The sequence below is a fragment of the Nocardioides sp. genome, assembly GCF_036267815.1.
GTDB lineage: Bacteria > Actinomycetota > Actinomycetes > Propionibacteriales > Nocardioidaceae > Nocardioides.
The window spans coordinates 65,718-75,467 of record NZ_DATAVI010000059.1; the positions used below are offsets into that span (position 1 = coordinate 65,718).

At 70.0% G+C, this 9,750-nt stretch carries 12 protein-coding genes; 10 read left to right on the forward strand and 2 right to left on the reverse strand.

Features of this window, described 5'->3' with window-relative positions; all coding sequences use genetic code 11:
* The first annotated feature begins 3 nt into the window (after window positions 1–3).
* The 4 genes from VHW64_RS12530 (at window position 4) to VHW64_RS12545 (ending at window position 4,729) form a co-directional block, all read left to right on the forward strand.
* Window positions 4–1,146, forward strand: coding sequence for a hypothetical protein (locus VHW64_RS12530; RefSeq protein ID WP_329650893.1), 1,143 nt, complete (start codon window positions 4–6; stop codon window positions 1,144–1,146).
* A 212-nt stretch (window positions 1,147–1,358) separates the two neighbouring features.
* Window positions 1,359–2,303, forward strand: coding sequence for a sulfotransferase (locus VHW64_RS12535; protein WP_329650894.1), 945 nt, complete (start codon window positions 1,359–1,361; stop codon window positions 2,301–2,303).
* A 100-nt stretch (window positions 2,304–2,403) separates the two neighbouring features.
* Complete coding sequence (locus VHW64_RS12540) at window positions 2,404–3,375, forward strand: hypothetical protein (protein WP_329650895.1); 972 nt, start codon at window positions 2,404–2,406, stop codon at window positions 3,373–3,375.
* 73 nt (window positions 3,376–3,448) lie between these two features.
* Window positions 3,449–4,729 carry an NAD-binding protein gene (locus VHW64_RS12545; RefSeq protein WP_329650896.1) on the forward strand — a complete coding sequence of 427 codons (1,281 nt, stop codon included), beginning with the start codon at window positions 3,449–3,451 and terminating at the stop codon, window positions 4,727–4,729.
* Window positions 4,730–4,756: 27 nt separating this feature from the next.
* Here the strand turns inward: VHW64_RS12545 and VHW64_RS12550 are convergent, their stop codons facing one another.
* Complete coding sequence (locus VHW64_RS12550) at window positions 4,757–5,113, reverse strand: YciI family protein (RefSeq protein WP_329650897.1); 357 nt, start codon at window positions 5,111–5,113, stop codon at window positions 4,757–4,759.
* A 135-nt stretch (window positions 5,114–5,248) separates the two neighbouring features.
* Between VHW64_RS12550 and VHW64_RS12555 the strand changes: the two genes are divergently transcribed.
* The 6 genes from VHW64_RS12555 (at window position 5,249) to VHW64_RS12580 (ending at window position 9,223) form a co-directional block, all read left to right on the forward strand.
* Window positions 5,249–5,647, forward strand: a complete 399-nt coding sequence (locus tag VHW64_RS12555) for a cupin domain-containing protein (RefSeq protein ID WP_329650898.1) — start codon at window positions 5,249–5,251, stop codon at window positions 5,645–5,647.
* A gap of 148 nt (window positions 5,648–5,795) precedes the next feature.
* A complete protein-coding gene (locus VHW64_RS12560) occupies window positions 5,796–6,143 on the forward strand; it encodes a metalloregulator ArsR/SmtB family transcription factor (protein ID WP_329650899.1) in 348 nt (115 codons plus the stop codon).
* Window positions 6,133–6,618 (forward strand): SRPBCC domain-containing protein, encoded by a 486-nt coding sequence (locus VHW64_RS12565; RefSeq protein WP_329650900.1) that lies wholly within the window; start codon window positions 6,133–6,135, stop codon window positions 6,616–6,618. The genes VHW64_RS12560 and VHW64_RS12565 overlap by 11 nt, the downstream gene beginning before the upstream one ends.
* 213 nt (window positions 6,619–6,831) lie before the next feature.
* Window positions 6,832–7,698 carry an aminoglycoside phosphotransferase family protein gene (locus VHW64_RS12570; protein WP_329650901.1) on the forward strand — a complete coding sequence of 289 codons (867 nt, stop codon included), beginning with the start codon at window positions 6,832–6,834 and terminating at the stop codon, window positions 7,696–7,698.
* Between the two features lie 58 nt (window positions 7,699–7,756).
* Window positions 7,757–8,164, forward strand: coding sequence for a YunG family protein (locus VHW64_RS12575; RefSeq protein WP_329650902.1), 408 nt, complete (start codon window positions 7,757–7,759; stop codon window positions 8,162–8,164).
* A 690-nt stretch (window positions 8,165–8,854) separates the two neighbouring features.
* Window positions 8,855–9,223 (forward strand): hypothetical protein, encoded by a 369-nt coding sequence (locus VHW64_RS12580; protein ID WP_329650903.1) that lies wholly within the window; start codon window positions 8,855–8,857, stop codon window positions 9,221–9,223.
* Window positions 9,224–9,267: 44 nt separating this feature from the next.
* On the opposite strand, the gene msrA is transcribed toward VHW64_RS12580, so the two are convergent.
* Window positions 9,268–9,750 (reverse strand): peptide-methionine (S)-S-oxide reductase MsrA (msrA, locus tag VHW64_RS12585; protein WP_329650904.1); only part of this gene is annotated, 483 nt, incomplete at its 5' end.

Genomic DNA, 9,750 nt, shown 5'->3' on the forward strand with positions numbered 1-9,750 from the left:
GACATGAGTCGTCGACAGCATCGAGCGTTCCGGATCTTCAGCCCGATGGTGGTCGCGGTGGGTGCGGTCGTCGCACTCGTCGTGGCCACCGGGGGAGCGGCAGCCGCGGCGGTGCCGCAGGGTCCGCCGGCACTGAGCGGAGGTGTCGACGGCCAGGTCTACGCCACGCTCGTGGTCGGCAACACCGTCTACGTCGGCGGCAGCTTCGCCCACGCGCAGACGCGGGCCGGTGCCTCGGTCAAACGGACCGACCTCGCGGCGTTCAACGTCAGCACCGGCGCCCTGGTGGCCACCTGGAGCGCCAACACCAACGGCACCGTGCGGAGCCTGGCCAGCGACGGCAGCTTCCTCTACGTCGGTGGCACCTTCGGGACGGTCGGTGGTCTCGCCCAGGCCGACCTCGCCCGGGTCAGCCTCACCACCGGTGCCGTCGACGCGGGCTTCCGCCCGCGGCTCAACGGCGGCGTCCTGGCCTTGCAGGTCGGCGGTGGCGCGGTCTACGCGGGCGGTGACTTCTCGTTCGCGGGGGGTGTGTCCCAGCACTTCCTGGCGAAGTTCAACGCCGCGACCGGCGCCAAGTCCACGGCGTACACCGCAGCCACGAACGGTCAGGTCAACGCGCTCGCGCTCAGCCCGGACGGCACGCGGCTGGCGGTGGGCGGGAACTTCACGACGCTGTCGGGGACCGCGCGCCTCGGGATGGGCCTGGTCGACCCCGGCACCGGCGCCGTGGTCGGTCCGGCGTTCGCCTTCTCGGTGAACCCGATGCTCAGCCTCTCCTGGAGCGACGACGGGACGGCGCTCTTCGGCGGTTCGGGCAACTTCAACAACGTGGCGGCCCACTGGAACCCCACGACCGGCGCGCGCAGCTGGCACGTCACGGCCGGCGGAGACATCCAGGCGATCGACTACTTCGACGGGGAGGTCTACATCGGCTTCCACGACAACTTCCAGGGCGACACCCATCAGAAGCTTGTCGTCGCTGATGCGCAGACCGGTGCCGTCGACCCGACCTTCCGGCCGACGTTCAACGAGTTCTTCGGCGTGCGCTCGATCAGTGCGGGACCGTGGGGGCTCGTCATCGGCGGACAGTTCACCAAGCTCTCGGGCGTCTGGGCTCACAACTGGGCGAGGTTCCCGGCGTAGCGTCGGTCCCGGCGCAGGGAGAGTCGTCCGCGGACTTCCTGGCCTCTCTTGGCACTTCTTGGCCGCTGCAACCCCCAAGAAGTGCCAAATCCCCCGCTTCAGCGGGGGATTTGACGCCCCCCATCCCTGCCCCTGCCGGGGGATTTGGCACCAGCGCGCCTTCCCTACATGCGACGATGTGCCCGGCCGTGGTGGCCTCCCATCATGGCCCGGTGCTGTCGACGGAGGAGTCCCGTGTGGTGAGTACGCCGACCCCGGCTGGCCGCAGGCGCCATCCGCTCCTGGTCACCGGGATGCCGCGCTCCGGCACGACCTGGCTGGCCCGCCTGTGCGCCACGGCGCCCGGCACCTCGATGCCGGGGCGCGAGCTGATGACGCCCGAGGGATACGCCCTGCACCACACCGTGGACGGGTGGGTGGCCCTGCGCGGCCTGACCGCCCGCCAGCGTCGGCTGATGCGCCTGTCCTACGTCGGCCTGAACCCGTTCACCTTCGGGCGGTACGGGCGCCGGCAGCTGCGAGCGTCCTTGCCCTCGACCCGGGTCGTGGTCAAGGACCCGTTCGCGATGCTGTCCCTGCCCCCGATCTGCGAGCTGACCGGCGCGGAGCCTCTGGTGGTGTACCGGCACCCCGGGGCGATGCTGGTCAGCTACCGGCGGATGGGCTGGCAGCCCGACCTGACCGAGCTGCGCCCGATCCTGCGCGAGCACCGCCGCGAGCAGGGCACCACCGACGGCGGGCTTCCCGAGCTGCCGCTGCCCGGCGAGGCGGACGACGCGACCGCGATGGCGGTGTTCTGGAGCGTCCTCTACGAGATCGCCGTCGACCGGGCGGCCGACATCGACGGCCTGGTCGTCGTCTCCCACGAGGAGCTCTCCGCCGGCGGGATGCCCGCGGCCGAGTCCCTCTTCACGACGCTGGGGCTGACCACCACGCGCGACACCGTGGCCGAGATGGAGCACGAGCAGCCCACGGCCGCGACCGAGCCCTCCGCAGCGGCCGGCCGACCGGCGTTGCACGACTTCAACAGGTCGCCGGCCCAGGCCGCACACTCGTGGCGGGCCCGGCTCGAGCCCGGCGAGCTCGACCGCGTGGAGGCTGCCGCGAGCGACATGCTGGCCCGCCTCGAGAGCCTTCGCACCCGCCTTTCGTCCTGAGCAGACCTGGCCCGCTCGGTTCGCGTCGTCCGGCAGATCATGCTAGACAAGTCGGCCAATCGCCGCTGGCACCCCGAGCCTCGGCGTGGAGGAAACGAAGATGCCCCGTAAACCGAACGTCGCCCTGGCGGCGTCCGTGCTCGTGACGCTCACCCTCGGGGTGGGTTCCGCCTACTACTCCGTCGACGCCAGGCCGGCGTCGCCCGAGGCCGCGACCGCGGTCTCGCGAGCCGCTTCCGCGGCTGGCTCGGGCCGCTGCGCCCCGAAGTACAGGGCCAAGAAGACCCTGTTCGGGATCAATACCGGCGGGCTGATGGGAAGCAGCTGGGGCAAAGTCCCTGCCCTGCGCACCTGGGACAACAGTGACACGATCGCGGGCGCTTGGAAGAACCTGACCCGCTCCACGTCCCGCAAGACCGCGATGGTGGTCTCGATCCAGCACTCGCCGCAGTCAGTCGTCGCCGGTGCCTGGGACTCGCAGCTGAACGCGTTCTTCAAGCACGCGCCGAAGAAGCGGCTGATCTTCTGGAACTACTACCACGAGCCCGAGACCGGGGTGAAGGCGAAGCAGTTCACCCCCACCCAGTTCAAGCGGGCCTTCCGACACATCGACCGGATCGCGGCGAGGTACTGCCGGCCCAACCTCGTCCCGACGCTGGTCCTGATGGGCTGGACCGCGGATCCCGACTCGGGCAAGAGCGTGAAGTACCTGTGGAACTCCTGGCGGGACTTCTACCCCGGCAAGCACTACGTGTCGGTCGTGGCCTGGGATCCCTACAACTACGCCACGGTGAGGCCGCCGAAGTACAAGACGCCGGGCGAGCTGTTCCGCTACTGCGTGGCGGACGCCCGTCAGGTCGGCAAGCCCTGGGCGGTCGCGGAGATCGGAAGTGCTCTCGTCTCCGGCGACCAGGGATCTGGGCGAGCAGCCTGGTTGCACCGGGTCGCTAAGTACAGCCGCAAGCACGACGCGTCGTTCGTGACGTACTTCAGCTCGAGGGGCCTGGTCAACGACTTCCGGCTCTCCGACGCGCCGTCGCGGAACGCCTGGCGTCAGATCATGAACCACTGACGTCTGACAGAGGCGGGGTGTCCAGGGACTGTCGTCGCGCCGTCCCTGGCCCCCGCCGCTGCAACAATGCGCCATGTCCATCCTGGTTATCGGCCAGACACCGCTGTCGCGGCGCCTCTGCCACGAGATCGCCGCGCGAGGTGACGAGGTCGACCACCTCGTCGAACCCGGCGACCAGGAGCTGATGGCGGCGATCGGCCGCAGCCCGGACGCGGTCGCCGTCGTGGTGCACGACGACGTCCAGGCGCTGCGCTACGCCCTGGCCCTGGCCCACCTCGATCCCGAGCTCCGGATCGTGGTGACGATCTTCGACCGCACCATCGCCGACCGCGTGCGCGCGCTGCTGCCCCAGGCGGTGGTCACCTCGGCCGCCGACATCGCCGCGGCAAGCCTGGCGGGTCCGTGCCTCGGCGCCGACGTCATGGCCGCGTGGGAGGCCGGGGGCCAGGAGCACCAGGTCCTCAGCGCGGGATCGGGGCGCGTCCACCGGACGACGCCGCTCCGCTCTCCCGGCCTGCGCGGATGGCCACCGACGCTGGCGGTGCCGCTCCTCCACGACCTGGGCGCCCGGCTGCTCCTCGGCGGCTTCCTCGGCCTCCTGGCCGTGCTCGTCACCGACTTCGCCTGGCTGACGCTGGCGGGCGGACACGGCGTACTCGTGTCACTGCTGGAGTCCGCGCGCGTGGTCGCGACGGTCGGGCCCGGGCCGTCCGCGGGCTCCGCCGCGTACGCCGTGTTCACCGCCCTGGCGATGCTGGCCACCGTCGGCTTCACGGCGCTCTTCACCGCTGGCCTCGTCGATCGCATGCTCGAGCCGCGGCTGGTCACCCTCTTCGGAGCCAGGCGCGCCCCCCGGCGCGACCACGTCATCGTCGTGGGCATGGGCCAGGTCGGGATCCGACTGTGCACCGAGCTACGGCGGCTGAAGGTGCCGGTCGTGGGCGTCGAGCGCGACGAGTCCGCGGCTCAGCTCCACGTCGCGCGGGCGCTGCGGATCCCGGTCGTCGTCGGGCACGGTGCCGACCGACAGGTCCTCGAACGACTAGGTCTGCGCCGAGCCCTGGCGCTGGCCGCGGTGGGCTCGGACGAGTACGACAACATCGCCGTCGCCATCGCCGCGAACGCGATCGCGCCGACCAGGCGGGTCGTGATGCGCGCGGGGGAGCAGGAGGCGATCGCCGAGACCCGGTCGCTACTGCCGCTGGGGGTCACCAGAGACGTCTTGGGCATCGCGTCGCGCAGCATCGGCGACGCGCTGCGCGACGTCGGGCCCGAGGCGTCGGCGACCGTGCTCGTCGGCCGCACCCGAGAGCGGACCGCGTGCGAGCACGGCGTCGGGCACGGCGTCGCATGAGCGCCGTGTCCGGCTCCTGCTCCTGGACTACCTCGCGGGCTGGGGCTTGAAGCGGCGTACCTCCTGCGGCCAGCCGCACGCCTCGGCGATCTTGCCGGCCCACGTCCGGGCGGCGTCCTCGTCGGCCACGTCCACGACCGTGAGCCCGCCCAGGAACTCCTTGGTCTCGACGTAGGGCCCATCGGTGAACTCCAGGGAGCCGCTGGTGGCGTCGGCGCTGAAGACCGGGCCATCCTCCTCCTCGAGGCCACCGGCGAAGACGAACGCCCCGGCCGCCTTGATCTCGTCCACCACCGCCATCGCGAGCGGGCCACGACCGCGGAACCACTCCTCGGTGTGGTCGCCCACCCACTGCTGGTTGAAGTAGATGAGGTACTCGGGCATGCGCTCTCCTCGGCTGGAGCGGACCCGGCGTCCGCTGGTACCCAGGCTACGAACGGCGGTCCCGCGATACGACAGGTCCGGGAAGGAAACTTCTCCTGGCTGCATCAGCCATGGCTGCACCCCTACGCTCGGGGCGTGAGCAGCGAGCAGGGCGACGCGTCGACGGCGCCGACGGTGGTGACGTCGTCGTCGCCGGCGATGGCCGTGCCCGAGGGGATGCCGCGCTCGAGCGACCGGTGGGTGATCGAGCCGTCCGGCCAGGCGTGGACCGGCTTCGCGCTCTCCGAGTGGGAGCTGACGGCCGCCGGGTGGTCTGACCAGCACCCGCACTCCGAGACCAACTACGTGCTGGAGGGCGAGCTGCACGTGGAGTCCGGAGGCGTGACGGTGGTGGCCAGGACGGGTGACACGGTGACGGTGCCGGCGGGTCAGGTCGGCCGCTACTGGGCACCGGTGCACGCCCGGATGCTCGCGATCTACGGCGCCAACCCCGCAGGTGAGGCGTCGAGGAACGTCGGCTACTGGGAGGTCTGAGCGGCGGGGGCCAGGGCGCTCATCGGGGCCGCGAAGAAGCGCCAGCACGTCGACCTTCGTCTGGTCGGGGACCCGGCGTCGAGTAGTCCGGAGCCGAGCACGCGCGCCGTCGCCTTGACATATCTCTTTATAAAGATATGTTAGATGGATGGCTCGAGCCTCGACGACGTCGGATGTCTTCAACGCCGTCGGTGACGCCAACCGACGTGCCATCCTCGATCTGCTGCTGACCGGCGAGAAGGCGGTGGGGGCGATCGTGGGCCAGATCTCACTGCCTCAGCCCCAGGTCTCCACCCACCTCCGGGTGCTGGGCGACGTGGGACTCGTGAGGAGCCGTGCGGAGGGCCGGCGCCGGCTCTACTGCCTGGCGCCAGAGCAGCTCCGACCCCTGCGCGACTGGGTGTCCTCGTACGAGCGGGCGATCAACGACCGGCTGGATCGGATGGAGGACTATCTCGTGGAGCTTCAGCGACAAGGAGGCCACAGTGACACCTGACCGGCATGGTTCCGCGGTCATCACGTTCCCGAACGAGCTCGAGGTCGTCATCAGCCGGAAGTTCGACGCCCCGATCGCCCTCGTGTTCGACGTGCTCACGAAGCCCGAGCACGTGACCAGGTGGGGCGCGACGGCTCCGGACCGGATGACGGAGTGCTCGATCGACCTGCGGGTCGGTGGGAGCTACCGCTCGTCGTTCGTCGTGTCCGACGGGACGGTGTTCTCGATCAGCGGGACCTACCTGGAGGTGGAGCCGCCGGTGCGGACGGTGGAGACATGGCACTTCAACTGCTGGCCGGACGTCGAGGCAGTGGAGACGATGGAGCTGCACGAACGCGACGCAGTGACGACGTTCACCTGGCGACTGGCGTTCAGCGACCAGGCCGGGCGCGACCGGATGACCGAGTTCGACGGCCAGCAGGACAGCCTCGACGAGATGGGCGAGATCCTGGCTTCGCTGCTGGGCTCCAGCTGATCAATGGCGCCGTCGCGAGCGCCGCGACGCGTGTGCGATGGCAAGGCGCGGTCGCGACGGCATGCTGGGCGCACGTCGAGCGGCTGCAACGCAGCCGGCGTGCGCGCAGCAGGCGGGATTGATCAGCGCTTCCCAAGGCCCTCTCCAGACCCAAAGCGGTGAACCGACAGCTCACGGCGATGGGGAGGGCGGGGGACGTGCAGGATCCTCGGCATGGTGACGGCCGTGCGAGAGGCGATCGAGGCGTTGCTCGGTCCGGGCGCGGTGGCCACCCACTGCCCCAACCACACCGGGGCCGGCAAGCTGTCCTACGAGGTGCGCGCTCGTGGTGAGCGCTGGTGGGTGAAGGTCGCTGCGAGCGACGAGGAGGGGCGCCGGCTGACCCGGTGGGCATCCGTCGCCACGATCCTGGCTGAGCGCCATGGCGCCCCACCCGTCCTGGAGGTCCTCGACGTCCTCGATCGCACGGCCCTGCTCTTCCCGTTTCTGGATCACCCCGTGGCAACGCGCAGCACCCTTCTCGACAGGTACGCCGAGGTGGGGGCCGTGCTCGACGGTCTCCATGCAGACCACGACCTCGCGGGCCGCCTCGGCGGGCCGGTGACCGGCCGGGAGAGCTTTCGAGACGTCTGGGTCTCGCGCTTCGAGGCAGACCTCCGGATCATCGCCGGGCACGTCGCACCTGATGTCTACGACTACCTGGCGGCCGAGGTCGAGACGTTGGCGGCCCTGGTCGATGGCCTCGACCTGCCGGTCCACCACGCCATCCACGGGGACCCGTGGCATGAGAACGTCCTGCTCGGCTGGGATCGAGTGTGGCTGATCGACTGGGAGAGCATCGCGGTCGGGGACCCCGTCATCGACCGGGCGATCCTGCTGATGGACGTGCACGGCGCTCAGCGGGCGGCTTGGCCGACAGAACCGCGCCACCAGGTCGCCCGCCGCGCCCTCCTGCTCGACGCAGCGGTCGACGGGGCCGCCGACTGGGTACAGAGCTCGGAGCCTGCGATGCGCCGGGCCAAGGAGGTCGGCTTCCACGACGGTCTCGCCGCCTACCGTGCCGACGTCCACCTCGGATGACGACGGTCCACAGCCGAGACTCCCAGGTTCGTCCTACCCTCGCGGCACAATGCCCTCCATGCCGACATGGACCTTGAGCGAGCTCGAAGCAGCGGTGCGTTCGTCCTGGGGGCCCGACACCTTGTTCGCCTCGGCTGACTACCTGGCCCGGGGGAGCGGACAGCCGTCGCGAGGCCAATGCGGGACGACCGCCCTCGTCGTCCAGCACCTGCTCGGTGGCGACCTGATGGTGGCCGACGTCGAGTTCGAGGGTCGGGTGGTGGGGGTGCACTACTGGAACGTGATGCCCGGCGGAGTCGAGCTCGACCTGACCCGGGACCAGTTCACTCCTGCTGAGTCGCTGGTCAACCACCGCATGGTCGCCAGAGGGCGGAACACCTCCAGTGCGGGCGAGAAGCCGCTCCAGCTGCTCCAGGAGCGGGTCACCGCAGCGCTGAGGTCAGCGCCCGCTGTCGGCGCCGGATGACGCAGGGAGAGCCGGCGACATCGTGGGCGTACTACGTCCGAAGTCGCGGGGTGACGACGTGCCCCGCGTGGCTCCGGTGCGGAGCCGTGGCCACGGTCTCCACGACCCGCGTCCACAGAGCTGATCGGTTGCGGGCACGGACGTATCGGGTGAAGGCGATGATCGAGCCGTGCGGCGACCATGGGAGATGGCCGGTGACCGGCAGGAGCGAGCCTGGGGGTCGGGTGTCGGGGCTGGTGATGGTCCTCAGCGCGCGTCTGTGGTCGGTGCGCGGGCTCAGGACCACGACGGTCGAGGTCGATCGTGCGCCGGGGTCGGGAGTCAGGCAGCTGCCTCAAGTGATGCTGGCTGCGGCCAGCCGGTTGCGCGTGGGGTCCACGCTCTGGCCGCTCAGGCCCGTCGACCTCGATCCCGCACGAACGGGTCCCGGCGTTCCGTGGGCGGGTGTCCGAACCGTGTCGACCATGGCCCCGCACGCCGCGACGGGCGGGGCCATCTGCCCAGTTCAGGCGGTCGCCGGGAACCGGATGCCGGTGTTGGCGTGGCAGCGGTAGCCGAAGGGGTTCTTGGCGAGGTACTGCTGGTGGTGGTCGGCGTAGTAGCAGGGCACAGAGAGTGCACTCATCTGCCGATGAGGGGACGTCCCGAAGTACCCGACTGCCGGGGTGGCGGCGTGTGATACTCGTCAGCGTGAACCACGAAGTCGTTGCCCAGGCGAGCGATGGGACCTCATTGGAGGCGCGGCGCAACGCGCTGTTGGTCCCGACCATCCTCGCCACTCTCATCGGTGGATTCCTGATCGCGACCTCCCTCGTCCTGAACCTCACCCTCATCGTGGTTCTTCAGGCTCATCCTGGGTTGTGGCAGCAACCTGGCACCATCTACATCCCGCCGTCGGGGGCGGAAAGGGTTAGGAACTTCATCCGCTTTGCAGCGCCGATTATCGCCGGGGTTGTTCTGATCGTCCTGACCTGGAGATACCGGAGTCACGGCCGGCGCGCCGCCACCTTTGTATGCGCAGGCGCGGCACTTCTTATGGGCATTCTCTGCTGGTGGTAACCGGCACCGGAGAACCGCACGCTCATGCCGCTGTCCGTGCGCGGCTACTCCGGAAACTTCACACCCGTGTTCGCGTGGCAGCGGTACCCACCTACGTGCTTTGCTAGATACTGCTGGTGATGGTCCTCGGCGTAGTAGTAGGTGACCTCCGATGCCGGGCGGATCTCGGTCGTGATGTCGCCGATCCGCTGCCGGTGCAGCTCGTCGCCGTAGACCTTGGTCAGCTCGCGGGCGGTCTGCTCCTGCTCGGGTGTCGTCCAGTAGATCGCCGAGCGGTACTGCGTGCCGACGTCGTTGCCCTGGCGCATGCCCTGGGTGGGGTCGTGCTCCTCCCAGAAGGTGCGCAGCAGCTCGGCGAGCGGGAGCTCGGACGGCCGGTAGGCGACGAGGACGACCTCGGTCTGGCCGGTGCGGCCGCTGCAGACCTCGCGGTACGTCGGGTTCGGCGTGCTGCCGCCCGCGTAGCCGACGGCCGTCGTGTAGACGCCGGGAAGCTGCCAGAAGAGGCGCTCGGCGCCCCAGAAGCA